Origin of the sequence: Risungbinella massiliensis, from assembly GCF_000942395.1 — a bacterium.
Taxonomy (GTDB): domain Bacteria; phylum Bacillota; class Bacilli; order Thermoactinomycetales; family Thermoactinomycetaceae; genus Risungbinella; species Risungbinella massiliensis.
On sequence record NZ_LN812102.1, the window covers coordinates 500,074 to 525,499 of the forward strand.

Consider the following 25,426-nt stretch of genomic DNA (forward strand, 5'->3'; position numbering starts at 1 on the left):
AAGATTATAAAGATTCAACATAGGCTTTCGCTTCTGCTAACGATAGTCCCAATGCTTCTCTTGCCCTTTTAATGGCTTTAATTTTTTTACCTTCTTTTAAGAGTATGCGTAATTCACTATTTATCGGATGTTCAGATCCGTCTCCTTGATTCGCATGCTCTAACGAAATCTTTAAACGTTTAACTTGTTTTTTTGCTTCATTCACCTTAATGAAACAGAAGATAACGAATATTACCATTAGTATTATAGGTATTAAAATATACGGTGACATAACTTCTTCTCCTTTGAACAGTATTATTTGTAATTTTATCTTAATACAAAGTTGTATTACCACACTAATACTCAAAAAAATGAACGATTCATAAATGTGATAGATTTATAGAAGTCCTAACTTCGGAATTGATATCTCCTAATAGAAATATGATCACATCCATATTTCATATGTATCCAAGAATTTCACTTTCTAAATAATGGTTGAGATATTTTGTTACTACAATATTCTTATTTTCAATAAATTTTCTATTTGTCTTAGTAAAACTATTTCGATATAATATGATACAAGCAAGGGACATCGGGTCCTGTGCTAATCTTAGACAGCGACCCGATTGTTGGGTCATGCTGTCTCCATAAGGAGAGATCTATCATAATGGAAGAAACAGAAATCGCATCATTGTGTCTGAGTCTAGTGAAAACAGCAAAAAATTGGGAGTCTCAACTTCGCCAACTACGTAATCAACCAGACATCCCAATACTAGAAGACCTTATTTTTCTAGCAAAAAAAGCTAGGCAATGCTTGAACCGTGCCAAATGGGAGCAAATTAGCCATGAAAAAAATTCATTGAATGGTTCTATTTCTTCCAAGGCTTTGTCATGGCTCGGCACCGCTGCCAATCTGTACTGTCAGATTCGAGCTAGAATTGAGGAAAAACCTAGTAGCTGTCTCACTAAACTCCTTACATCAACGGAATACCAATTCCTAGTAAGGGTTTTGCCAGATCCACAAGATGGCGCAGACATCACTCCAGACATAGCAAAAACTTATTATCTAGCTGGATAACTACTCCGACATGGGCCAGGGTGATCTATCTCTAGTTCACCCGCCTTGCCCCTAATCTCCACAGTTTATCTCTTTCCTTCGTAATTGCTCCCTACTAATAATGAACGAAATATCCTTTTTTAGATAAAAGAAGAGGAGCCTATGCTCTAACTTCCGAACATAGAATCCCCTTAAAATGTAAGCGTTTTCTAACTGATTAGTTCCTGTATTTTTCTCTTTAACTTTTGATCTTGGTCTTGTAAAAATCTTATCTCTGCCGTGCATTCATTCCATCTGGCTTCTAATCGTGAGCGTCTGACACGAATCATTCGACGTGTCTCATCAAAATTAGGACCACCAGTGATTCTTCTGACTTCAATAAACGTTCTAGGGTCAGCATATCTTTTTAGTTCTTCACTACTGAGTTGTAGATCGATTCCCAATTCCTCTCTGGCAATCCGTTCAAACACCTCTGGTTCAAACTCATCTAGCTCCATTCCTTTGGCTACACCCGTTCTAGCAACATTTGCACAGAGTTTATGTGCTTGACGTAACGAAAGGCCTTTTTCCCTTACGAGCGCATCGGATAACTCGGTGATTGTGATATAGGATTCTCTTGACTTCTTGAGAAGATGTTCTCTATTCACTTCCATCGTCCGAACCACTACCGTCATTAAGCGCATCACTCGCTTTGCCTTCTCCATCGCAGAGTACAGGTGAGGCTGGAGATCATCTTCTGTATCGACAATATCTCCAAATGGTGTATTATGCATCATGGTAATGGCTGCTTGAGCATCCCCTACTGCCGAGCTGGCGATCGACCGAGAGTGTTCTATGGAGACCGGATTTCGTTTTTGTGGCATGATACTGGATGTTTGAACATAAGGTGCTGCAACTCGAAAAGCTTGAAACTCTCTCGTGCATAGTTGAAGGAAGTCTTGTAGCCAACGTCCTGTGTTAGACATCAGGACTAGCACTGCTGTTGCTGTCTCTAACAAATAGTCTGCCCCTGCCACCGCATCATAAGAATTCTCCACTAAACCTGCAAAACCTAGTGAGGTTTTGGTAGAATCACGGTCAATTGGAAAACCCGTAGTTGTAATAGCAGCTGCTCCAAGTGGACTTTGATTTACTTGACGATAAGCATTCCACAGACGTGTTGTATCTCTCGCCAATAGGTCATGCACTGCTGTCAAATAATGCCCCAAGGTTGTAGGCTGAGCTGGTTGAGTATGCGTATAAGCAGGCATGATGGTCTCTACATGGTCTTGTGCAAACTCTAATATTGCATCTCGCAATTCCAATACATGTTGCAAAAGGAGTAATAGCCGTTCACGCAATACATATCGATACATGGTGACCCCCATGTCGTTCCGGCTTCTAGCGATATGCATGTTCCCAGCTAACTCTTTGCCGATCTTATCTGCAATCTTTTCCTCCATCTGGAAAAAAAGATCTTCATAACTAGGATCATACGAGAGTGTATTTGGATCTGTTTGGGATACATCCTCTACTGCTTGTAAAATCGTGCGCGCTTGTTCTTTTGTCAGAATCTCTTGTTCCAGTAGCATCATGACATGGGCCCGATGAATCTGAAACATAGTATGAAAAAGATAATCTCGTTGGTCGTTGTAGACGGGTTTTAACAAGTCTTCCACATAGGTTTTACCTGGAAACTGTTCGCCTTCTTGAGCTAGCAATTTCTCTTTTGTAAGCATGTTGCTTAACATGGTAGACCCCTTCTTTTTTGAGAGTTTTTCAAGCGATTTAGACTACATAAACAAGATGAACTGGTTGGGAAGAAAGTCAGAGGACAGGTTAGGAGGAATACTCCTCCTATAACCTATCCATATGCTTGGAAACAGTTGCTTCCTATAACGATTTTTCCGCCTTTACTCCAAAGAATTTTTCTGAGATGAACATCACCGCTCCAATTAAGATGATCTGATAAACAGCGTATGCGGATGCTTGCCCTAAGTTGAATTGTCTTAGGTATGAGTCAATTTCGATGGAGATTGGTCGGTTGTCATAGGTGAAGAGAAGTACAGAGGAAACATACTCCCCTACTGATGTTACAAACGCAAGTAAAGCACCTGCCATAATCCCTGGTAAAATAATCGGTAGAACTACTTTACGGAACGTATAAAACCAAGTAGCACCGAGATTCTGTGCTGCCTCTTCTAGCGAGTCGTCCAATTGCTCCAGTGCTGCACTAGTAGAACGCACTACTAACGGGATATGGCGAACAAAATAGGCAAGCGGTAAGATCCAAAATGTTCCTACTAAGATGTTGTTAAAGGTAAAAACAGATGGTTGATTAAAAGCAAAAATGAGATTGATTGCTACGACGGTTGCGGGTAAGGACCAAGGTAACATCACGATAACTTCTACTAGATTTTTACCTCGAAACTTCCGCTTCACCAGAACATACGAAGCAAGTACCCCAAAGAAAAAGTTCCCGATCGTAGCAACGGTCGCCATCCAAAGACTATTCTGGACAGGTTCCCATGTGGACGGATCAACCAAAAGCTGCTCATAGTTGAATAAACTAAATTCTGTTGGATATGGTTGAATCGTCCAAGTACCATCTGGTACAAATGATAACAGAATAAGAGTCAAATGTGGCAACAATAATATGACAACTCCTATAATTGCTATCGTAACCAAAATCCATTTAATAAACGGATTACGTATCTCCTTGCGCTGAGCGCTGACTCCCTTTTCTGACATCCGATAATCTCGACGATTTTGATACCAACGCATAAACAGCAGGAATGCGATCGAGATCACGGAAAGGATAACCGATTGTACAGCTGCCATCTCCAACGCATTGTTTAATTTGGAATTATAGATTTCCACACTCAAGACCCGAACTCCATCTCCTAGTATAAAAGGAGCGGAAAAAGAAGCCATAGAAGTCATAAAAACCAAGAGAGAAGAAGCAATAAGAGCTGGAGTAAGCATTGGGAGAGTTACTTTGAAAAAGACCGTAATCGGCTTTGCTCCAAGATTAGTCGCAGCTTCTTCTAAAGCTGGGTTCAAATTTCGGATCGCTGCCGAAACAGTGACATAGAAATAAACATATTCCGTGTAGGTATGAACCAGTAAAATCCCTGGTACACCACCAATACTAAATGGAGCACTATCCATTTGGAATAAGTCTTGGATAAATCGAGTCACCAATCCTGTCTCCCCATATAGGATATAGAAAGCAAGAACCCCTACCAGAGAAGGAAGAACAATTGGCATGATCGCAATGCTTGAAAAGAACGAGCGACCAGGAAAATCGAATCGATTAAAAATGAATGCAAGAGGTACTCCTACCACCGCAGCCAGCAAAACACTCAAAACGGAGATAAAAACACTATTTTTTAGTGCCTCAAAGCTCGTCGCTTCTCCAAAGAAGGAGAAGTAGCTACCTAACGAAAAAGATCCTGTTAGTTCATCAAACGTTAGGTTTGCTATACCTAAACTTAAGAAAAAAGTCCGGATACTTGGATAGAGTACATATGCAAACAGCACCAGAATTACTGGAAACAATAATAGAAAGGTAAACCAACGGTCAGAACGGATTTTTGCCCATACTTGTTTGGCCATTATTCGGAAGCCCCCCAACTAGCCGGGAGTATACGAAGATGTTCTTCCGGTAGATGGAGCCATACTTTCTCGCCTTCTCGAAGCTGACTAACCACATGTGCTTGGTTCATAAGCAACACTGTAGCCGCTATATTTTGGTTATCATGCTCCAGATCTACTGTCACTTGAACCACCGAGCCTGTAAATTGTATAAGACGAATCTTTCCAGGGATCGAATTAGGTCCTGCTTCAGCAGAGATTTTTACTGATTCTGGACGAATCGAAAGCCTCCAATCTCCCGAATTTTTTCCTTCCCAATATTTTGTCGAGATTTCTGGTAAGCTGATACGTTGACCTAGCGCTGTTACAGTAGAAGAATCGTCTGACTTTTCGATTTCCTGTATTGGAATAAGATTGCTCTCGCCAACAAAGGATGCAACAAAACCATTAGATGGCGTATGATAGATTTCTTGTGGTGTTCCAATCTGTTGCAAGTATCCTTCTTGGAAGACAGCAATACGATTACTCATCGAGAGAGCCTCTTCCTGATCATGCGTAACATAAACAGTCGTGATTCCCAGTTCCCGTTGCAAGGTGAGAATTTCTGTCCGCATCTCATCACGCAAACGTGCATCCAAGTTACTGAGCGGCTCATCTAATAACAAAATCCTAGGTTGGATCACTAGTGCTCTAGCGAGTGCAATCCGTTGCTGTTGGCCACCTGAGAGTTGGGTCATACGCCGGGATCCATATCCTGGGAGGCGTACCTGTTCTAATGCACGTTCTACTTTTTGTTTAATTTCTGCTTTAGGTAATTTCCGCACTTTTAAACCAAACGCAATATTCTCAAAAACGGTCATGTGGGGGAATAATGCATAATTTTGAAAGACCATTCCTGTATTTCGTAAATGTGGTGGGACATTCGTTACATCCCTCCCATCAAACTCAATCTTCCCTGCAGTTGGAAAATAAAATCCTGCAATCATTCGAAGTGTAGTTGTTTTTCCACAACCACTCGGTCCAAGCAAAGTAAAAAACTCTCCCTCTTGAATGGTCAAGTTTATATTTTTGACACCAACATTTTCCGTAAACATTTTCTCTACTTGTACAAAATCGACTCTACTCAATGACGTACACCTCCTGCAAATTAAAGCAATCAAAGGAATGAAGGCCCTGCCGACTGACCATCCAGTTGGCAAGGCTATCCTTCGCTTTTGGAGAATCTGAATTCGAGATAGAAGTCATTCTCTTATTCAGACTCTCAAAGTCATATTATTTCTTGTCTTTATTTTGGCTCTTGATCCTCTTATCCCAATATTCCATCCAAGCTTTCTCGTTGCTTTGTAGATAGTTGTAATCGAGAGGCATTTCCGTAATCTTGGTCTCTTTCATCCAAGCTGGGACGTCCGTTACATCAGTACGAGTCGGAATTCGGTTAAACTTTTCAGCCAAGAGCTTGGTAGCTTCTGGAGAGTTAACGAATTCATAGAAAGCTTCTGCAGCTTTTGGATTTTTACCACCTTTGATCTTGGCGATCCCTTCCGTAATGATTGGAGTTCCAGACGTTGGGATGTTGTAAGCAAGAGGATATTTTTTCAAGCTGATTAACATTTGTGCTTCTGGCATGTTCCAAACTGTCACTAAACCTTCGCCACGAGCCATTTTGGTGTAAAGAATGTCTGGGCTAGAGACATATTCTTTGGTATTGGCATCAAGTTTTTTCAACCAATCATAGCCTTTATTGACATCGTTATTGTTCTTTTTCGCTTCTTTATCAATCATCGATGTATAGATCGTCCGCATCGTACCAGAAGCGAGAGGTTGACGAATGATAATCTTATCTTTCCATTTTGGGTCTAAGAGATCATCCCAATCCTTTGGTGCCTCTTCTGGTTTTACTTTATCTTTATTGTACATAATGACTTCTGGAGTTTGACTGGTCCCAGTCCATGAATAATCTTGGGAACGGAATTTTTCTGGTAAAGCGCTTGCATAAGTTGGAGTGTAAGGTTGCAATAGCCCTTCCCGCTTTGCTTGTTCAAACATCACAGAAGGTGCTCCCCACCAGATGTCTCCTTGTGGATTATTTTTTTCAGAACGAACACGATCAAGAACCATTTGCGAACCCATATCCAAAATTTGTACATCTACGCCTGGATACTTGGCCTCAAAGAGCTTTTCAAATTCATTTTCAATATCTTTTCCGTGTGGTGAGTAAACCACTACCTTGTTTTCCAAACCATGTCCGTTGCCTTCTGGTGTTGCGTTGGAATTTTCTTGTGCCAAACATCCTGTTGTAATAACAGCTGCCATCGCTAGCACAGTGCTTGCCTTTAGCCATTTAGATCCCAAAAAACCCAACCTCCTAGCAAAATGAAAAATAGATTACATCGAAATTATTTCACATAAATTTTACAAAGTAAACATGCAGTTCAGAAAGGTTAGATAGAATTAGGGTAGTAGGAATATTGGAAATAGCGCGGAGTAGAAACATAAAGAGAGAATGTTCCTTTTTTCAAGTAAAATGCTACTATTTCTGATAGAATCACTAATGAATTAAGTTGAAAATGAAATGGATGTAGAAGAGGAGAATTCGTATGGAGAAAACAAAATTAGTAATCCGAGACAATGGCTCTATTTTGGTAAAGGGAGATTTTGAAATAATTGATGCAGACGGCAATGTTTACCCAAGTAAACCTCAAGTCTCGATTTGCCGCTGCGGGTATTCGCAAAAGAAACCATTCTGTGATGGCGCACACAAAGGGAAATTTGAAGATGCTTGTCGCGCTCCACAACCAGAATAAAGAAGCAAAGCACAACTTCTACATAGAGAGTTGTGCTTTGTACCTTTTAATGTATCTTTGGTATTTCTAGCTCTTGAAAATGATCGGCTAAATGTTGCAATGACTTTGCTACATGCTGAGACATTGGAACCCCATGCCCTGATACGATTACTTTCGGCTTTAGGCTAGCAAGAAGTTGTACAGACTTATGGGCGTTTGTCCAATCCGGGGTGAAGTAGGCAGGCGGACCATGTAACTCTTGATGTTGCGTTACTACTTCATAGAGAGACTCTTGTTTTACCGTAGTAACCGCATCTCCAGCGATTAACACCCCATCATTTTCCCGATATAAGCTAATATGTCCTGGAGTATGCCCAGGCGTGGGAATTACTCGCCAATCGGAGAATCCTGGGATCGAACCATTAGATGGTAAGACCTCCAATCTCCCTGTTAGATTAAGACTGCTTCGTGGGAACAGAGGAGATAACTTGGCGATCAAACCAGAATCTGCATCTGGATTAGCTGGAGGGTAACTCTGTTTTCCAGTCAAAAAAGGAACCTCATTGGAATGTACGAGAACAGGAACATTCCAGTTAGACAATAGCTCCAATATAGATCCAACATGATCAAAATGGCCATGTGTTAATACAATCGCCTGTGGTTTGGCTCCTTCACCAAATCGTTTTTCGGCTTCATCCAAAATCTGCTGAGCTTTGTGAGGAACTCCTGCATCTACTAAGAAAAACCCATCTTTATCTCCAATAAAACAGACATTAACAAATTGAACTGGTAGACAATAGACATCAGGCTTAATCTCCATCTCCTGACCACTAGTTACTGTTGGGAGTGGCGGAACAATACCTGGTAGCTCCTGTTTTTCTTGTTTATATTGCAGACAAATCACCCCTTTCTGCTTAGTATGAAGAAAAGAGTACTGTCTTAATACAACCCTTTCGATCGATAGTGCAGTAACACCACTTCTCCAAAACGCTCCACTTTCTGTAGCTCCAAACGTTCCTCCCTAGGTTCTTTTCGTTGAAACAGACGAATTCCACTTCCCAGTAGATAAGGTAGGGAAGCAACTACATACTCATCAATACTATTCGCTCCTTGAAAAGCTTCGATCAGCTTTGCTCCCCCAACTAACCAGATTTTTTTACCTCGTTTTGCTCTTAACGTTTCAATGAACTCACCAACATCTCCCTCGACATATGTCACGTACTCATCAGATCCTTTTCTGGTTCGAGAAAAAACATAGCATTCTAGTCCTTGGTACGGAAAAGGTACATTAAATGACCGAACTTGGTCATAAGTATCTCGTCCCATCACAACCGTATCGATTGATTCCAAAAACGCAGAATAACCATTATCCCCCTCTCCTTCAATCGATTCCAAAAAATCAATGGAGCCATCTTCTCTTGCAATATATCCATCTAATGTCTGAGCAATATATAAAACCACTTCACTTGGCATTTTCTTCGCTCTCCTTTGTGTTATCATTTCATCAGCGACTCAAAAGAAAGGAACAATCCAACTTATGATGAAAACATTCCATTCTGGCTTTTTCACTGGAATCGGTATTTCCATTTTTATTGCAGCAATTAGTTTTATCTTAGCTACATTACCCGGATTTCAGTTAATTGGGCCACTGGCACTCTCCATCTTAATCGCAGTAGCTTATCGACAAATAGCAGGATATCCCGTTACAGGTCGCGCTGGTTTACAATTTAGTAGTAAGTATTTTCTCCGTACTGCTATTGTACTGTACGGGCTTAAATTAAATCTCCAAGTGATCCTTCAAGATGGGTGGCATTTGTTGATTTTGGATCTATTGATCATCCTCTTTGGTATTTTCACTACCTACTATTTAGCACGTAAATGGAATGCAGACCCGAAAATGAGCCTCTTGCTCGGGATCGGAACTGGAATCTGTGGAGCTGCTGCCATCGCTGCATTCTCCCCACTCATCCAAGCAAAAGAAGAAGAGACTGCCACTAGCGTCGGCATGATTGCGTTACTCGGCACTGTGATGGGATTAGGCTATACCGCTTTGTATTCTTTCTCTTCCCTTTCTGCCGAACAATATGGGGTTTGGACGGGAATCAGTCTGCACGAACTAGCCCATGTGGCACTCGCCTCTGCTCCTGGTGGTAGTGATGCACTTGCCATCGGGCTACTAGCTAAATTGGGACGTGTCTTTTGGCTAGTACCACTCTGCCTCCTCTATGCTGCTTGGCGAAACAAAAAAACAGGAACTACTACCAACACAAAAATAGATTTTCCTTGGTTCTTGATTGGCTTCATCGTGATGAGCGTAGTGGGTACTTATCTACTAGGAGAGACATTTGCCCAATCTCAATGGAACAGTATACTCTCCCAAATTACGACTTTCCTGCTCTCTGTCGCCATGGTGGGATTTGGCTTAAATGTTGACTTAAAAGAGGTTTGGGTCAAAGCAAAAAAAACATTTGTGATCTTGATTTTGGTCTCCATTCTGTTATCTGTACTCAGTTACTTTCTTGTACTATCTGGCTTACTAGTTTAGAAAAAGGGCGTGTCCAATGAAATTAGAAGCAGTTTTTGTGGATCGTGATGGAACAATGGGTGGTAGCGATCAAGTTGAGTATCCTGGAAAATTCAAACTCTTTTCTTTTACACTATCATCCATTGCTCATCTTCAACAATGTGGTGTAAAAGTCTTTTCCTTTACCAATCAGCCTGGTATCGCACGCAGAGAAGCACACGTCTCCGATTTTGAGCAGGAAATAACTGCATTTGGATTGGATGGCCTTTATCTATGTCCTCATTTACATGGAGCTGGATGCTGCTGCCGTAAACCAGCAATCGGACTTCTCGAACAAGCTGCACACGATCATCAACTTAATCTATCGCACTGTGCTGTAGTAGGGGATCGTTTTACTGATATTGTCGCAGCGCATCGAGCTGGATGTCTAAGTGTTCTAGTCCAAACGGGAGCAGGACAGGATGCAATTGGCAAAGCCCAGGCAAAAGAATGGGGAAACATTAATCCAAATTATGTGGCAAGAGATCTACCGGATGCTGTGGACTGGTTACTTCAGCTTAAATAATAATAGGGACATTCATAAAAGGACTGTGATGGTATTGAAAATTAGTAAGCAAAACGCCGAACATTATATATGGGGAAATAACTGCGATGGTTGGCATTTGGTAAGAAATAAAGATCTAAGTGTTATTCATGAACGTATGCCTGCAAATACTTCCGAAGTGAGGCATTTTCATCATTATTCACGACAATTTTTCTTTGTTGTATCTGGTACTGCTGTATTAGAAATGGATGGAGAACGTTTTACATTACATCCAAACGAAGGAATGGAAATACCGCCACTAACTCCTCACCAAATGCTGAATGAAGCGGAAACAGAAGTTGAATTCCTCGTGATCTCTCAACCTAATAGTAAAGACGACAGAGTATTAGTAAAATAATAACTATACCATGCACGATAGGAAGAGTCACAATAATAGTAGCCATACTTTCGATTATCGCTTATATTTGGTTAAAGGGAATCCCCGAAAATTCAAGATTTATAATGTAATACTGAGAATAACCAACTGACTCTCTCAGTTGGTTATTCTCAATTCATTTCCCTACTCCAATTTTGATTTCCCCACCACTACTCCCTCTTTTCGAACCAAGACACCATTTTGCCACTGATGAGATACTTTTTCCCACTTCCCACCATCTAGCACATGATCCAGTAGTTTATTTGTATCAGAGGGAGTAATCTTCTGATACCATGTACCCGTGGGATATGAGATCACCACACATGCATCATCACATCGACCATCACAATATGTTTTGCTTGTATGTATTTTCTCGTCTAATCCTCTACTTGATATAGCTTCCCTAATCGCCTCCGTTACCTCTTCTCCCTGTTCTTTTAGACAACTATTTCCATTACAGATTAAGATGTGATGGTTCGTCTTGGATAGATCCCATGAAAACAATCGTTCCACCTCTCATTCGCGCTTGTGTTGGCTGTTTTGAAACGAAGAGCCGTATGATCGTATTGTTCTCATATAAAGATCATTTTAGTTGGATTTATTAAGAATCAAGTCTAGGATACTTTCTTCTTCCGAAACAGAACAAATCCAATCAGCACAACAACCAGTACAATACTCAGCTGAGTCCACCCTTTATTCATTGCTAAAAGACCACTACTTATGGATACTTCTACGGCAATGGATGGTATTTTTCCAAGTACCGTCCCCAACACAAAACTGGTGATCTGAATCTTCGCAAGAACACCAAAGAGATTAACCACTCCCGATGGTAATACAGGTATACAGCGCGCTAAGAATATAAGATAAGCCTGTTTACCATTAGACCATCTCTGCAAACGGATAAACCATCTCTCCCACTTCTCTGATTTCAGCTTCTCTCCTCCACGAGTAAGTCCAAAGCGGTAAAGGACGAAGGCACAGACCGAGCCAATCACTTCTGCCACCCATGAGAGGACTCCACCAAACCAAGGCCCCCAAACAGCCACGTTTGCCAATGTGAGAAAGACAGAAGGAAGAAAGCCAAGAATATTTAAGAGTATATTGAAGCCAAGGCTAACCAAGATCGCCCAAGCGCCTAGAGATTGATAAAAATCGATGAGTGTATGAATCGTCACTTTTTCCTCCGAGCCTAATCATTTTTTTGTAGTGTACAGGAGACCAACAAGCAATCACAAGGATCTAGATGGCAAAACAGTGACGGAATCAGCGAAATTCCGTTAGGATAAAACCTGCCCAAAATGTAAATAACGGAGAGAACTTTGATCTTTGTTATTGCAATGGAGCGAGTCTGATCAAGATGATCGGAGTGCTCTGGTTCCAAAATAACAGACTTTTTATTTCATTTGAAATAGCTTCTAAGAAGCATAAGAACCTTTCGAAAAGTCATGTTATGATAAATACGAAAGGGGTGTATCCGCATGACCGAAAAGGAAAATTGGACAACTCAAGATCTCATAACCGTAGATGAACAGAAAAAAGAACGAAAAACCCTACTTATCATGAGCCTTGTTGCAGCTAGTATCGCGGCTGTGATCGCATTTGGGGTATCTGCTATCGTATTTGATTAAAGCTGATCAAGATCAATAGGAGGGTTATACGTTGGATTCTCTTTATCTCATACAAAAAAAAGAAGACTATTGCCAAGAAATCGGACACTTAGTCTCCATGATGAATTATGTACGAGACCGTACCAAACGAACAGTGGACGGACTTAGTATAGAACAACTGGACATGGTGGTAGAAAAAGACGGAAACTCCATCGGAGCGCTTCTCCTCCATATGGCAGCAGTGGAAGTCTATTATCAAGCTCTTACGTTTGAGGGAAGGGGTCTAAATAAAGAAGAAGAGAGTAAATGGTTAGTTGCCTTAAATCTTGGAGAGAAGGCACGTAAAGAAATTCGAGGTTACCCACTTTCTTACTATCTAAGCATTTTAGATGATACACGCGAACACTCGTTAACAACATTTCGAGAACTCGATCAATCATGGCTATTCCGCGAGATTCCATTTTGGCAGAACAAGCCATCTAATCACTACTTTTGTTGGTTTCATGTAATAGAAGATGAGATTCGCCATGTTGGTCAAATAGTGCGACAAAAGAAACGCATAGTGTAAGAGTGTGTGACATTTTAGCACGTTTAAACATCATAATGGAAAAACTCCATTATGATAGTTGTGAACAAAGTTAGGCAGAAGTACATATAGTGTTCTGTAGCCGAGTCATAACTCACAAGAAAGGAAGGCTGCAGAATGAATCAACCACACTATACTTCTCCCTGCTTCAATTTATTTTACGATGTTAATGAAAATACTGTTTTCCAACAGAATGAAGAAAACTATATTAATCAATTATCTGTTAAAGAACTATCCTCTCTAGAAAATGTCTCCTTACTTGATATTTTTTTGAGTAAGGGACATATTGTAGAACCACATTATCATCAAAATGCTGCTGAGTTGGTGTATGTTATTTCAGGAAAAGCTCGCATTTCTACCCTTAATCCATTTACCAATAAAGTTCTTACTTATAAAGCCACGCCAGGGCAAGTTGTGAACATACCCAAAGGGTGGTGGCATTGGCAAATTGCATTAAAAAATAACACACACCTGCTAGCTATATTTGATGCGCCTACTCCAGAAGTTATTTTAGGGTCTGATATTTTACGAAAGACACCTATCGATATTTTAGCTTACACATATTGTTTAGATGAAGATGCCATTTCCAGAGCACTCGCTCCCATTCGCAAATCCGTGTTTATTGGTCCACCTAACGATTGTTATCGAACTCACTCTGATGCGATCAACACACATACTTTTAAACAATACAAAGGGCATCATGACTCTTTATCGTAAGTAGATTATGAGTGCAGAACGAAAATGTAGCAATACAATCCATCCAATACATGTGCAAAATAAACACCTGTAACCAAATTCCAGGTGTTTATTTTGCATTATTTTGACGTACTAATGCCATCAATTCTCGCACTGTTTCTTCATTTAGCTGATACCAATCCATAGCTTTCTCTCCAGCAGAGATACTTCCGCTTTTACCATCACGCTCCATTCGGATGTCATAATACTGGGTCTCTTTCTCTCCACGTATAAATAATCTGGCATCTGCTTGTTTCGTATGATTTGGTGCCTGTCGTTGATAGGTCGATTTTTGTAAGATACTTTTCCATGCCGCTACCTCTGCTGGAGTTTGAAAGGTAATCTGTTTGGATGGGAATGAATAAACCTCTGGGATTGATTGAACAGGAGCTGCTGTGTTGATTCTCTTGCTTGGCTTAAAAGGAACAGTTGCTTCGGCCTGACAACCTGACAGAACCAGTGCTATCAGAATCAGGAGGAAAACATAAGGCATTCTCATAACTTACCCCTCTGAAATGGAATATTATGGATTACCCTAGTCAATATATTCTATATTCAGATGAAAAAACCTTTTCTCTCTATTTATGAGCCTATGGATTAGCAGCAGCGTTTATGTCCCGATCAAGTTCTGTACCACAATCAGGACATGTCCACTTTCATTCATATTCAAATATTAATATGAATGTTATAATAATAAAAATGAATCAAGGAGGCTCCTGATGAATAATTCTATCAATCCCACAGTAATTGTAGGATCAGGGCAAGCAGGGTTAGAAATGGCTTATGCTTTAACCCAAACAAAGATCCCCTTCCTACTCTTAGAATCAGAAAAACGCGTTGGGGAAAGTTGGCGAAACCGTTATGATTCTCTCGTCCTTTTCACTCCACGTAAATATAGTAGTCTAACTGGGTATCTCTTCCCAGGTGACCCAGAAGAATGTCCTACCAAAGACGAGGTCGCCGACTATCTAGAAGCATATGTGCAATATTTTGACTTTCCAATTCACTATCAAACAAAGGTACTCTCCATACATCAGGTAGGTCAGAACTCTTTTCTCCTACGCACAAATCAAGGTGAGATCCAAGCAGCAAATGTTATCTTAGCAACCGGGGGTTTCGCTTATCCCAATATCCCACCGTTTGCAAATACTCTATCCTCTAAAACAGTCCAACTACATAGCTCGCAGTATCGAAATCCAAACTCACTACAGTCAGGAAGTGTACTAGTGGTGGGTGCAGGGAACTCCGGTGCTCATATTGCAGCAGAATTAGGTCAAGATCGGCATGTATACTTATCAACTAGTCATCCTATCTCGTTCGCTCCTTTACGCTTGTTTGGAAAAAGCATCTTTTGGTATTTTGATAAGCTAGGTTTGGTTCAAAGTCCCCTTACTAGCAAGCGTGGCAAACTCGTAGCTCGCCAGCGTGAAAAAGTATATGGGAGCTTTGCCAAAAATCAGATACGTGCTGGGAAAATACAAATAGTACCAAGAGTAACAGGAGCACACCATAACCAAGTATTGTTGCAAGATGGACAAAACCTTTTGGTGGACAATATCATCTGGGCGACTGGTTTCACTCCTGATTTTAGCTGGATTCAGATACCAGACACAGTTGATTCAGACGGAAAACCATACCATCACTTGGGCGTGAGTCCTGTCGCTGGAATCTATTACATCGGCTTACCATGGCAGCGTTCTAGGGGGTCTTCCCTAATGGGATGGGTTAAAAATGATGCTACCTATCTGGCTTCAAAGATCAAACATTTCCAAAGATAACTAATAGAAGGGAGAATATAGTCTAGCGGCATAATTTGACTCATAGAGATTAGTACAATCTATCTTGATAGTTCAAAGGGGCAGAAAACATGGACTGGACTCTCCCGATCCTCGTGATCGTAATCGGAATAGTTGGCTTTGTGTTAGGTGCATCTGTAAGTTACACAACGACTCGTATCCCTTTTCTTACTCCGCCATTGGTCTATACCTTTTCGGGTGGAATTATCATGGGACTATTACTTTTGGAACTCTTGCCGGAAGCAATAGAAGACTCTCCATGGTACTATCTCTTAGTTGGGTTACTAATTGGTTTTGGATTCTTATCCTTGTTCGGACAAATCTCACGAAAATTAGTCCTTTTTCATTCAAATCATCAGACAGAGACGTTTCTCTTGTTTTGTATTGCCATCAGCATCCATAATATCCCTCTTGGTATCACCTTAGGTTCTATGGAACATCTCTCTATACCTCTCCTAATCGCACTTGCATTTCATCATATTCCAGAGGGAATTGCCCTTTTTTCTCCGTTGATGCGGAAACGTTTTCCAGTTAGATTCATTCTGTGGACTAGTTTCCTTCTTTCCTTATCTCTAGGACTTGGGTCTTTTCTCGGAGGTGGGTTCTCTAAATCGGATTCAGGTCTTGTAGCAGTTTTGATGGGCATTTCTATTGCTATTTTGTGCCATATTACGTTCTCGGAGTTATTACATAAGGGGTATCGAGATTTAAGTAAGGGAAAGTGGATAGTAGGGGCATTAGCAGGGGTTGGCTTTTGTTATTTGTTCTTGCAACTTATACCGGTACATCATCATCATTAAAAAGAGCAAAGTTCGCTTATAACAAAAGGAGGATATATGTTCCAGAAAAGGAGCGAACAGTCTCTGTTTCCATTAGATTCTGCCCTATGGTTAGTATGTGTATAATACTGATTTTGATAAATCGCTAATTAAGAGATTGCATTTACTTGTATAAGTGAGGAATATTCACTTGCATAAATCTAGTACCATCTCGCTTGTTGTCTCACAAGGATTATTTCTTTTCCTATTGCCCTTTTCCTATCGCTTAGTTTCCTACCTCCATCCCATCGTACTAGGAGTATTGTGGATCTGTTTGACCGTTCTCGTCTTTTTCGTGTTTTTTTATATACGCAAAGATTCAATCTCCATTCCTTATCTGATCTTTTGTATCTCATTTGTACTGTATAATATTGGGTTATTAATGTTGCTATTTTTCCGACCATCTGATCAAAGTTACGATTCATGGAATTTGGTTCCATTTAAACCATAACCCCTTATTTACTGGGTGAGGTAACTCCGCTTGTTTCCTTCTACAACCTAGCTGCAAATATTGGATTATTTATTCCATGGGGGCTTTTTTTCCGATACCAGCAAAAGACCCCACTTTGGACAATGGTCATTTCCATGATCCTGATTACCCTCATCGATATCCAATTTGCCACAGGACGTGGCAGTTTGGATATCGATGATTTCATCTTAAATATATTAGGCGTCTATTTAGGGGTCGTTCTGTATCCTGTTTGTCAAAAAGTAATCCAGGTTCGATGAAAAAAATAATACAAAAAGATCACGTACCTAATTTAGGACGTGACCTTTTTTATTATGAGTTCTCTTTATTTTTCAACAAGCGAAGTGCATTTAAGGTGACGATCAACGTCCCACCCATATCTGCAAACACCGCTAACCAGAGGGTTAGAAAACCTGGAATAATCAAGAGTAGAGCTAATAACTTGATTCCCAGAGCAAAAGCGATGTTCTGCTTAATGATCGTCATCGTTTTCCGACTAAGACCGATCGCAAAAGGAAGTTTCCGAAGATCATCTCCCATCAGAGCAAGGTCAGCTGTTTCCAAGGCAGTGTCCGTACCTGCTCCCCCCATGGCAATCCCCACTGTTGCAGCAGCTAAAGCTGGAGCATCATTAACCCCATCTCCTACCATGGCGATCGAATGTTCTTTTTGAGTATCTTTGATCACTTCTAATTTTTGTTCTGGTAATAGTTCTGCATGCACTTCTTGGATCCCGAGTTCTGTTGCTATTGCTTTCGCTGTTTGTTCATTGTCCCCTGTAAGTAATAGCGATTGTTTTAATCCAAGCTGAGCCAATTGTTTAATTACCTTTTTACTCGAAGAACGAATCTTATCTCGAACGGCAATGATACTGAGAATCTGGCTCTGTGTCCCGAGAAGCATCACTGTTTTCCCTTCACTCTGTAGCTGCTCTACTCGTGAGTGGACTTGTAAATCAAGCTGACCATCTCCCCAATAGCGAGGTTTTCCCAGTATATAGGTCACACCTTCGATTTCTGCCTGTACTCCACTTCCTGTTATAGAGACAAAATTTTCGGCTGTAAGTGATCTAGGTTGTTCAAGCTGTTTTTCTCCATAGCTCATAATCGCAGCAGCAAGAGGATGTGTCGAATTTCGTTCTAGAGCAACCGCAATTTGGAGGTTTCGTTCTTCCTCTTCCGTTTGGATGTTCTCCCAATCGGTTACCACCGGTTTTCCTTCTGTTAATGTTCCTGTTTTATCAAAAGCGATCTTTTCAATCTGTCCTAATTCCTCTAAGTAGACTCCACCTTTGACTAGAACCCCATGCTTGGCAGCATTTCCTATCGCGGTCACGATGGCCACAGGAGTAGAAATAACAAGGGCGCAAGGACAACCAACAACAAGGATGGAAAGTCCACGATAGATCCACTCTTGCCACTCTCCTGTAAAAAGGGGTGGAACAAAAGCGATCAAAAATCCAATCAAGAGGATAGCAGGGGTATAGTACCGAGCAAAACGGTCCACAAATGCTTGGGCAGGAGCCTTTTCTGATTGGGCGTCTTCTACCAATTGGATAATTCTCGCTAATGTCGTATCCTCTACTCGCTTGGTAACCTGAATGCGGAGGACGCCTTCTTCGTTCAGCGTACCTGCGTATACTTCGTCCCCAACGCTTTTTTCCACTGGAATAGACTCACCTGTGATCGAAGCTTGCTGAACATGAGAACTTCCTTCTTGCACCACCCCATCCATGGCGATCTTTTTATTTGGTTGAACTAGGAGAGTATCTCCGATCTCGATCTTTTCCACTTCTATCAGCTGTTCCATTCCATCTCGAATGACAAGAGCCTGTTTGGGAGAAATGTCCAGTAAAGACTGAATCGAGCGACGTGCCCGATCCATTGAATAGCTTTCAAGTGCCTCACTGATGGCAAACAGAATTACCACCGTTGCCCCTTCACCCCATTCCCCAATCGTAGCAGCACCCAAAATCGCAATGGTCATCAGGGTCTTCATATCAAATTGCAAGCGTATGAGGTTACGGAACCCTTCTCGAAAAAGTCCCCATCCTCCAATCAAAATCGAGCTTAGAAACAGGATGATAGATTGTAGACTTTCTTCTCCATAAAGTTGATTAGAGAAAAAACCACCAGCCAAAAAGACCGCAGAACACAGTACAAGGAGATTCTCTTTCTTTTGCCAAAAAGGCACTTTTGGTGTAGGCACTTGTCCCTCAGATCTTACCTGAATATGGTCAAAAGCACCTGCTTGTTCCAGTTCATCAACAGTTGCTGTTCCGATCACAGTCAACTTAGCAGCTCCAAAATTCACTTTGGCTTCCTTTACACCTGGTAACTCGCACACATTCCGTTCAAATTTGGCAGCACACGAGGTACAGGTTAAGCCTTGCAAACGATAGACCGATTGCTCCTCAGATTTCGCCATCCCTCTTCCCTTCTTTCTGATGGACTAAAGCTAATGTGACTAACTGTTGAACGTGTTCATCATCCAACGAATAATAGACCATCTTTCCTTCTTTTCGGTATTTTGCAAGTCCCATGTTCCGCAGGAGGCGCAAATGGTGTGATGCTGTAGCGATGGATGAATCGAGGACATTCGCTACATCACAAACACACAGCTCCTTTGCTTCGAGAATGGCAAAAGCAATTTTTAACCGTGTAGGATCAGATAATGCTTTAAAAATCTGAGCAGTATCTTGAAAGTTCTCTTGCTCTACTTTCTCTTTCACCATGCGGACTTTACCTTCTTCCACACAAGTAATTTCACAGATATCCTCTTTTTTCATACCTTCCGCCCCTTAGTCAAAAGATCGTTTGAATATATTTTATCGAAGGACTATCACGATAGTCAAATGTTTATTTGAATATTATTTTATGTTTTATTTTCTCCATATGAGACGGCTCTTTTCTAATCGTCCGTTCTATTGGATTCATTTCTTCATAACTTGTCTTATAGAGTCGAAGCAAAATGAGGAGGATTCCGATGAAAACTTGGCCCCAAATAATGAAAGAAGCTGGTCTTATAACCCTCTTATCCATTAATTTAAGTCTTGGTGCGATCATCTTGGTACGCGACTATATCCCATTACAAGAATCTGTCCCATCCATTACAGGACCCGTTGCGCCTAATTTACAAACCGAATATGTGATGGAACTAGTCGAAACCAAGCAAGAGGGAGATTATCGAGTCGAGACTTATCAGGAATTTGAAATACAGTACAATGAAAATGGGCAAGAAGTTAGCAAATCTCCTACCGATAAAAAAGAATATATCCCGTATTACACAGGACCATGATACGTTATCTAAAAGGAAAATTATTTGATTTACCTAGTACCCCTCTCGTCAGGTGATCAATTAATTTTCTCCACTAAGATAGCTTCCTTATTATCGTGATACTATCGTTATACAAACGAAAAACTCCTTACCAAAATGGTTTGGAGTTTTTCCTGTTATTTATCTTATAAATCGTAGTAGAAACTTGTTACTATTTTTTCAGTTTACTCCACACATATTTGACAATTAATATGATAATGCACAAGAACCAGACAACCCCAAAAATCAGTGTTAGTAGTCCGAGGAAAACCTCTGAACTATCAATAATGATATACTCGAACTTGTCTACGTATCTTCTTTGCCTTTCTAGAAGTAGACATAATATTGTAAATACTAAAGAAAATATAGTCGGTAAAATATATATATTATTTTTTATACTCAATTTATTTACCATAAAGTTGAATCCTAATGAAATAACGAGTAACACAAACCCAATTACTAAGATCAAAGTGTAAGACATACAATCTCCTTTTCTAAATTAATTATTTAATTTATATATGTACATTATAGATTCACTATTCAATAAGAACAATAAATATATTAATAGCTACGTTCTGTCCAAAATACTTAGAAAAGGGCTACTTTCAAATAGAAGTAGCCCTTTTCTCACTCGTATATTATGATGTAGCCTTTTTGCGTCTTGTAGTCTTTTTCTTCGGTTTCGTCGCTTCTAGACTTGCCTTTAATGCTTCCATCAAGTCTACTACTTTCTCCGGTTTTGGACTTGGGGATTCCACAATTTGTTGTCCGTGTATCTTCTGTTCCACTGCTTCTTGTACTCGCTCGCGATACTCGTCTTTGTATTTCGTCGCATCAAATGGGGTGGTAAGATTCTCAATCAGTTTCTCAGCCATTTCCAACTCTTTTGCTGGAAGATCCTGTCCTGCTGGTACATATGGAACCTGATCCGTAGCACGAATTTCATCAGGATAGAAGATCGTTTCTAAGATAAGGCAATCTTCTAAGACTCGTAATACTCCTAATGTCTGTTTAGACCGAATCGTGATCTGAGCTACACCAATTTTGCCTGTTTTGCGTAAAGCCTCACGAAGTAACGCATACGCCTTGGAGTTTTGATCTTGTCCACCTAAATAATACGTCTTTTGGAAATAAATAGGATCAATCTCAGACAGATCTACAAAATCAAGAATTTCGATCGCTTTGTTCTCATCAGGTAATAGTTTTTCAAGTTCCTCTTTCTCCATGAGAACAAATCTGCCGTCAGCATATTCATACCCTTTGACCACCTCATTCCATGGAACTTCTACTTGACAGTGAGGGCAAGTACGAACTGTTTGAATTGGTGTTTGGCATTTTTCATGCAGGTAGCGAAAACGAATATTTTTCTCTTCTGTTGCAGCATACATTTTGATTGGGATGTTGACCAACCCAAAACTAATCGAACCTTTCCACATCGTGTGCATCTTATTATACTTTCCTTTCTTCTACCATCTGGCAAATTCCTAAATAGATAGCAGGCTCTTCCCAACGTTTGGTTTGTTGTTGGGCCAAACGAAAATGGGTTACTGCCTCTTCTACTCTTCCCAACTCCAACAGCAATCGACCTTTTTGAAAGTGGCCTAATGACTTTAAATTTCCTGTTTCTTTTTCAATTACAGCATCTAATACCTGGAATGCGTTCTCGTAGTTACCTTGTGAGAATTGGAGTCGTGCAGATAAAACGTTCCAAATAGCTTTATCTGACAAGTTACTCGGTAAGTTTTGGATCAATATTTCCAATCGATCTAGTTGCCCCTCAGACCAGAGAAACCAACCATATAAAAATAAGAGTTCGGGATGAGCTGATTGAAGAGTTAGTCCTTTTTTGAGCCATGCAATCGCTTCGGATTTTTCCCCTTGACGCCACAGATTCCAAGATATCCCATGAATTGCGGTGATCTCGTATGTTGGGAATTGAAGCAAACGTCGATACCAAAAGATTGCTTGGGAAGTATCATTAATCTCCTCGTAGTCATGAGCTAGTGCTTCCACAATTTGAGGATGTTGCGTTTTTTCTAAACAGGCCAGCCTCCAAAAATGAACACTTTCCCATTCTTGGTATTTGGCATAACATTCTGCGAGATAATACATTGCTTCCCAATCATCTTCTGCAATGTTAATAGCATGATAAAAATAAGGAATTGCTTCGTAATAAGAGCCCAGACGAAAATGACAAGCACCTAAGTTAAACCAAGCATCTCCACAATCTGAGGAATGGGAAACTACTTTGGCAAACTCTTTGAGAGCGGCTTGATCATTTCCTTGTTGAACATAGATACATCCAGTCATATGTTGGGCAAAACTGGTAAAAGCTTCATGAGGGGATGTAGCAATTACCATCCGAAAATGAGCGAGAGCCTCCTCCCAATTGCCTTCCTGGAATTGGCTTAAAGCCAAGTAAAGTCGTCCCAATACAAAGTCTGGTTCCTGTTCCACTACTTGCTGGAACACTTCTTGTGCTTCTTGGAACATACTTAGACCATAGTATCCTTGTCCTTGTCGAAAACTACGAACTGAGGATTCATGCAACCATACTTCTTCTTGAATCTCTTCCTTGTTATCCCCTATATCAGCTAGTTCCGGAAACTGAGATACCAACAGGGCAATTCTTTCTTCCACTTCTGCCCATGACTCTAGAAGCTGATCGCACGATTCTTTGATTGTCTGCAAACGTTGGCGCATTTTGGGGCGATCTTGATCATTACATACAGGATAATCGGCCTCAATTTCCCCCAACGCACTTTGTACAACTTCCAACCATTTTTGATGATACATTTCATTTCCTCCAGGGACATGATTTGGTCATTTTTTCGTTAATACGAGTATGTCCCCGTCCGATTGTTGTATGTAAAATTGAAGCAAAAAACCCCCTCTTTCGTAATAGAAAAGAGAGGGTTTTTAGGTCAAGCAATCGTGCCATGCAATTCAGCTGCAATCAATTCTGCAATCTGATTTTTTTCATCCATTATTGCGATTTTCGGTTGATGGTGTAATGCTTCGCGTTCCTCCAACCATACATAAGACATAATGATCACAGTATCACCTGGTTGTACTAAACGAGCAGCTGCACCGTTTAAGCAGATCACTCCGCTTCCTCTCGCACCAGGGATAACATATGTCTCTAAACGCGCGCCATTGTTGTTGTTCACGATCTGTACCTTTTCATTTGGCAATATATCGACTTGTTCCAAAATCGCTTCATCGATCGTAATGCTACCAACATAATGTAAATTTGCTTCTGTTACCGTAGCGCGATGAATCTTGGATTTCATCATTTCACGAAACATAGGTGTTTACTCCTTATTTGTTTAAGATCACATTATCTAGAAGTCTAGTGTTTCCAAAATAAACTGCCACTGCGATAAGAATTGTCTCTGTAAAAAGATTTCTTGGTTCTGTGAGGGTTGGATAGGATAATACTTCCACATAATCAATTTTCGCAAGTGGTTGCAACTCGATTTGCTCGATTAAAAAGTTACGTACATCGTGTTGATTTGTTAATGCTCCCTGCTCCACCATCTCTTTAACTTGCTTTAGTGAGCGAGACAAAATCAAAGCTTGTGTTCGTTCTTCTGCTGAAAGATACACATTTCGAGAACTCTTCGCTATACCATCTGTATCTCGGACAATTTCACAAGGGACAATGGTAACTGGAAAAGAGAGATCGAATACCATCTGCTCAATCACCGCTACTTGCTGTGCATCTTTTAGTCCAAAGTAAGCACGATTTGGTCCCACTATATGGAATAACTTGCTTACAACCGTTGCCACTCCTTCAAAATGACCAGGACGAGAAGCTCCACATAGTTTTTCTGTTACCCCGCTTACTTGAACTTGGGTCTGTATCTTCCGTGGGTACATCTCCTCAACGGTTGGCGTAAACAAAATATCGACTCCAGCTTGCTCAGCAAGTTCCCGATCTCGTTCTATATCACGAGGATACCTAGCTAGATCCTCGTTTGGTCCAAATTGAAGCGGATTAACAAAAATAGACATAACAACAAGATCACACTCCGATACAGCCTGATGAACAAGAGATAAGTGGCCAGCATGTAGAAAGCCCATTGTTGGTACAAAACCAATCGTTCGAGAGTGATATGCTGCTAGTTCGGTTTGTAGTTGTGATATTGATGAGATCTGTTTCATCACTGAATACCCTTCCCTCCGTACAGATTCCCAACAGTTTCTGGTGCTACATGCCGAACATGAGCTTCCTCTGGGAATTGGCGGTTTTTCACTTCCGTCACATAGTGAGAGATCGCTGCCGTCATCTGTTTACCCACTTCAGCATACACCTTGACAAAAGAAGGATGCCACTGACCAGATAGTCCTAATAGATCATGATAGACCAAAACTTGCCCATCCACATAACGCCCTGCTCCAATACCGATAACAGGGATGCTAAGTGATTCGGTTATCACTTCTGCTAGTTCTTCCGGAACACATTCCAATACCAATGCAAAAGCTCCAGCCGCCTCCACTTTTTGTGCATCTTGGATCAATTTTTGTGCAGTCACCTCATCTTTACCTTGGTATAGGTATCCACCTAATTGATTTACTGACTGAGGAGTCAGTCCAAGATGGGCCATTACTGGAATTCCAGCAGCTACACAGGCAGAGAGATTTTCGAGAATCTCATCTCCTCCCTCCATTTTCACTGCATAAGCTCCTCCTTCTTGTAAGAGACAAGCTGCTGAGCGAATCACCTCACTACGTGACAGATGAGCTGTGGCAAATGGCAAATCTGCCACTACCATCGCATTATTCACTCCTCTGCTAACAGCTTTGGTATGGTGCAACATATCAGAGAGTGTTACTGGGATTGTCGAATCGTATCCCAATACGACCATACCAAGCGAATCACCCACTAGCAGAATTTCCGCTCCTGCTTCTTCCGCTATCTTAGCACTTGGATAATCGTAAGCCGTAATCATCGCAATTGGCCGCTTTTCTTGTTTGTTCTTTCGTAATGTACGAGTGGTGACCTTTAACATTATTAGTTCCCTCCCAATGGAGAAAACAGAGGCATCAAAAAACCTTTTAGCCTCCCAAAATCGGACACTAAAAGGTAGACAGACATTTCCCCATTCCTCTGTCTCCGTCCTTATTTGGCTCGAAGCAGCAAATCAATCAAACTTCATATGGAAATTACATACAAGTGTACAGCTCCCAATGGGATGCTATCACTCCCTAAGCATAGC

Annotated in this window: 30 protein-coding genes and 1 pseudogene; 13 read left to right on the forward strand and 18 right to left on the reverse strand. The window is 40.8% G+C overall.

Annotated features, from left to right (window positions below):
- Positions 1-4: 4 nt before the first annotated feature.
- On the reverse strand, positions 5-271 hold the full coding sequence (locus tag VJ09_RS02915) for a hypothetical protein (RefSeq protein ID WP_044640166.1): 267 nt from the start codon (positions 269-271) through the stop codon (positions 5-7).
- A gap of 375 nt (positions 272-646) precedes the next feature.
- Here VJ09_RS02915 and VJ09_RS02920 point away from each other — a divergent pair, with 375 nt between their 5' ends.
- Positions 647-1,057 carry a hypothetical protein gene (locus VJ09_RS02920; protein ID WP_044640167.1) on the forward strand — a complete coding sequence of 137 codons (411 nt, stop codon included), beginning with the start codon at positions 647-649 and terminating at the stop codon, positions 1,055-1,057.
- Positions 1,058-1,245: 188 nt separating this feature from the next.
- On the opposite strand, the gene argH is transcribed toward VJ09_RS02920, so the two are convergent.
- From argH to VJ09_RS02940, 4 genes are all read right to left on the reverse strand, one after another.
- Positions 1,246-2,766, reverse strand: coding sequence for an argininosuccinate lyase (argH, locus tag VJ09_RS02925; RefSeq protein WP_230199079.1), 1,521 nt, complete (start codon positions 2,764-2,766; stop codon positions 1,246-1,248).
- Positions 2,767-2,908: 142 nt separating this feature from the next.
- On the reverse strand, positions 2,909-4,633 hold the full coding sequence (locus VJ09_RS02930; protein WP_044640168.1) for an ABC transporter permease: 1,725 nt from the start codon (positions 4,631-4,633) through the stop codon (positions 2,909-2,911).
- Entirely contained in the window at positions 4,633-5,739 is a 1,107-nt protein-coding gene (locus tag VJ09_RS02935) for an ABC transporter ATP-binding protein (RefSeq protein ID WP_230199080.1), read from the reverse strand. Before VJ09_RS02935 ends, VJ09_RS02930 begins: the two co-directional genes overlap by 1 nt.
- Before the next feature lie 145 nt (positions 5,740-5,884).
- Positions 5,885-6,964 (reverse strand): extracellular solute-binding protein, encoded by a 1,080-nt coding sequence (locus VJ09_RS02940; RefSeq protein ID WP_230199081.1) that lies wholly within the window; start codon positions 6,962-6,964, stop codon positions 5,885-5,887.
- Positions 6,965-7,209: 245 nt separating this feature from the next.
- Here VJ09_RS02940 and VJ09_RS02945 point away from each other — a divergent pair, with 245 nt between their 5' ends.
- Positions 7,210-7,416, forward strand: coding sequence for a CDGSH iron-sulfur domain-containing protein (locus VJ09_RS02945; RefSeq protein WP_044640169.1), 207 nt, complete (start codon positions 7,210-7,212; stop codon positions 7,414-7,416).
- A gap of 46 nt (positions 7,417-7,462) precedes the next feature.
- On the opposite strand, the gene VJ09_RS02950 is transcribed toward VJ09_RS02945, so the two are convergent.
- Positions 7,463-8,299 (reverse strand): MBL fold metallo-hydrolase, encoded by an 837-nt coding sequence (locus VJ09_RS02950; RefSeq protein ID WP_230199082.1) that lies wholly within the window; start codon positions 8,297-8,299, stop codon positions 7,463-7,465.
- Positions 8,300-8,334: 35 nt separating this feature from the next.
- Positions 8,335-8,868: a dihydrofolate reductase family protein gene (locus tag VJ09_RS02955; protein ID WP_044640170.1), complete on the reverse strand. Its 534-nt coding sequence runs from the start codon at positions 8,866-8,868 to the stop codon at positions 8,335-8,337.
- A gap of 64 nt (positions 8,869-8,932) precedes the next feature.
- On the opposite strand from VJ09_RS02955, the gene VJ09_RS02960 reads away from it, so the two are divergent.
- Genes VJ09_RS02960 through VJ09_RS02970 form a run of 3 tightly spaced genes read left to right on the forward strand, consistent with a single transcriptional unit; the run spans position 8,933 to position 10,860 of the window.
- A complete protein-coding gene (locus VJ09_RS02960) occupies positions 8,933-9,940 on the forward strand; it encodes a YeiH family protein (RefSeq protein ID WP_230199083.1) in 1,008 nt (335 codons plus the stop codon).
- Between the two features lie 16 nt (positions 9,941-9,956).
- On the forward strand, positions 9,957-10,484 hold the full coding sequence (locus tag VJ09_RS02965; protein ID WP_044640171.1) for an HAD-IIIA family hydrolase: 528 nt from the start codon (positions 9,957-9,959) through the stop codon (positions 10,482-10,484).
- A gap of 34 nt (positions 10,485-10,518) precedes the next feature.
- Positions 10,519-10,860 (forward strand): cupin domain-containing protein, encoded by a 342-nt coding sequence (locus VJ09_RS02970; RefSeq protein ID WP_044641553.1) that lies wholly within the window; start codon positions 10,519-10,521, stop codon positions 10,858-10,860.
- Between the two features lie 162 nt (positions 10,861-11,022).
- Here VJ09_RS02970 and VJ09_RS02975 read toward each other — a convergent pair whose 3' ends face one another.
- Positions 11,023-11,382 (reverse strand): (2Fe-2S) ferredoxin domain-containing protein, encoded by a 360-nt coding sequence (locus VJ09_RS02975; RefSeq protein WP_044640172.1) that lies wholly within the window; start codon positions 11,380-11,382, stop codon positions 11,023-11,025.
- Positions 11,383-11,492: 110 nt separating this feature from the next.
- Positions 11,493-12,053 (reverse strand): TVP38/TMEM64 family protein, encoded by a 561-nt coding sequence (locus tag VJ09_RS02980; RefSeq protein ID WP_044640173.1) that lies wholly within the window; start codon positions 12,051-12,053, stop codon positions 11,493-11,495.
- A 303-nt stretch (positions 12,054-12,356) separates the two neighbouring features.
- On the opposite strand from VJ09_RS02980, the gene VJ09_RS18305 reads away from it, so the two are divergent.
- The 3 genes from VJ09_RS18305 to VJ09_RS02990 all read left to right on the forward strand — a co-directional run bounded on the left by VJ09_RS18305 (position 12,357) and on the right by VJ09_RS02990 (position 13,788).
- The gene (locus VJ09_RS18305) at positions 12,357-12,506 is read left to right on the forward strand and encodes a hypothetical protein (RefSeq protein WP_154662337.1); all 150 of its coding nucleotides are present in this window, start codon (positions 12,357-12,359) and stop codon (positions 12,504-12,506) included.
- A 31-nt stretch (positions 12,507-12,537) separates the two neighbouring features.
- Entirely contained in the window at positions 12,538-13,053 is a 516-nt protein-coding gene (locus tag VJ09_RS02985) for a DinB family protein (RefSeq protein ID WP_052807191.1), read from the forward strand.
- 135 nt (positions 13,054-13,188) lie between these two features.
- Complete coding sequence (locus VJ09_RS02990; RefSeq protein WP_044640174.1) at positions 13,189-13,788, forward strand: cupin domain-containing protein; 600 nt, start codon at positions 13,189-13,191, stop codon at positions 13,786-13,788.
- 88 nt (positions 13,789-13,876) lie between these two features.
- Here VJ09_RS02990 and VJ09_RS02995 read toward each other — a convergent pair whose 3' ends face one another.
- A complete protein-coding gene (locus VJ09_RS02995) occupies positions 13,877-14,305 on the reverse strand; it encodes a hypothetical protein (protein ID WP_147635417.1) in 429 nt (142 codons plus the stop codon).
- 91 nt (positions 14,306-14,396) lie between these two features.
- A pseudogene (locus VJ09_RS19125) lies at positions 14,397-14,459 on the reverse strand (zinc ribbon domain-containing protein); the annotation flags it as partial.
- A 66-nt stretch (positions 14,460-14,525) separates the two neighbouring features.
- On the opposite strand from VJ09_RS19125, the gene VJ09_RS03000 reads away from it, so the two are divergent.
- The 4 genes from VJ09_RS03000 to VJ09_RS19130 all read left to right on the forward strand — a co-directional run bounded on the left by VJ09_RS03000 (position 14,526) and on the right by VJ09_RS19130 (position 17,149).
- Positions 14,526-15,584 carry a flavin-containing monooxygenase gene (locus VJ09_RS03000; RefSeq protein ID WP_044640176.1) on the forward strand — a complete coding sequence of 353 codons (1,059 nt, stop codon included), beginning with the start codon at positions 14,526-14,528 and terminating at the stop codon, positions 15,582-15,584.
- Between the two features lie 89 nt (positions 15,585-15,673).
- Positions 15,674-16,402 carry a ZIP family metal transporter gene (locus VJ09_RS03005; RefSeq protein WP_044640177.1) on the forward strand — a complete coding sequence of 243 codons (729 nt, stop codon included), beginning with the start codon at positions 15,674-15,676 and terminating at the stop codon, positions 16,400-16,402.
- Between the two features lie 169 nt (positions 16,403-16,571).
- Positions 16,572-16,871, forward strand: coding sequence for a hypothetical protein (locus tag VJ09_RS18315; RefSeq protein WP_147635418.1), 300 nt, complete (start codon positions 16,572-16,574; stop codon positions 16,869-16,871).
- Positions 16,872-16,942: 71 nt separating this feature from the next.
- Positions 16,943-17,149, forward strand: coding sequence for a VanZ family protein (locus tag VJ09_RS19130; RefSeq protein ID WP_407689983.1), 207 nt, complete (start codon positions 16,943-16,945; stop codon positions 17,147-17,149).
- A gap of 52 nt (positions 17,150-17,201) precedes the next feature.
- Here the strand turns inward: VJ09_RS19130 and VJ09_RS03015 are convergent, their stop codons facing one another.
- Positions 17,202-19,316, reverse strand: coding sequence for a heavy metal translocating P-type ATPase (locus VJ09_RS03015; RefSeq protein ID WP_147635419.1), 2,115 nt, complete (start codon positions 19,314-19,316; stop codon positions 17,202-17,204).
- Positions 19,303-19,677, reverse strand: a complete 375-nt coding sequence (locus VJ09_RS03020) for an ArsR/SmtB family transcription factor (protein ID WP_044640180.1) — start codon at positions 19,675-19,677, stop codon at positions 19,303-19,305. Before VJ09_RS03020 ends, VJ09_RS03015 begins: the two co-directional genes overlap by 14 nt.
- Before the next feature lie 197 nt (positions 19,678-19,874).
- On the opposite strand from VJ09_RS03020, the gene VJ09_RS03025 reads away from it, so the two are divergent.
- Entirely contained in the window at positions 19,875-20,186 is a 312-nt protein-coding gene (locus VJ09_RS03025) for a hypothetical protein (RefSeq protein WP_044640181.1), read from the forward strand.
- Positions 20,187-20,842: 656 nt separating this feature from the next.
- Here VJ09_RS03025 and ku read toward each other — a convergent pair.
- The 5 genes from ku to panB form a co-directional block, all read right to left on the reverse strand.
- A complete protein-coding gene (gene ku, locus VJ09_RS03035; protein ID WP_230199084.1) occupies positions 20,843-21,640 on the reverse strand; it encodes a non-homologous end joining protein Ku in 798 nt (265 codons plus the stop codon).
- Between the two features lie 13 nt (positions 21,641-21,653).
- Positions 21,654-23,000 (reverse strand): tetratricopeptide repeat protein, encoded by a 1,347-nt coding sequence (locus VJ09_RS03040; RefSeq protein ID WP_044640184.1) that lies wholly within the window; start codon positions 22,998-23,000, stop codon positions 21,654-21,656.
- Positions 23,001-23,128: 128 nt separating this feature from the next.
- A complete protein-coding gene (gene panD / locus VJ09_RS03045) occupies positions 23,129-23,512 on the reverse strand; it encodes an aspartate 1-decarboxylase (RefSeq protein ID WP_044640185.1) in 384 nt (127 codons plus the stop codon).
- 13 nt (positions 23,513-23,525) lie between these two features.
- Positions 23,526-24,371: a pantoate--beta-alanine ligase gene (panC, locus tag VJ09_RS03050; protein WP_044640186.1), complete on the reverse strand. Its 846-nt coding sequence runs from the start codon at positions 24,369-24,371 to the stop codon at positions 23,526-23,528.
- The gene (gene panB / locus VJ09_RS03055; RefSeq protein ID WP_044640187.1) at positions 24,371-25,219 is read right to left on the reverse strand and encodes a 3-methyl-2-oxobutanoate hydroxymethyltransferase; all 849 of its coding nucleotides are present in this window, start codon (positions 25,217-25,219) and stop codon (positions 24,371-24,373) included. The genes panC and panB overlap by 1 nt, the downstream gene beginning before the upstream one ends.
- Between the last annotated feature and the right edge of the window lie 207 nt (positions 25,220-25,426).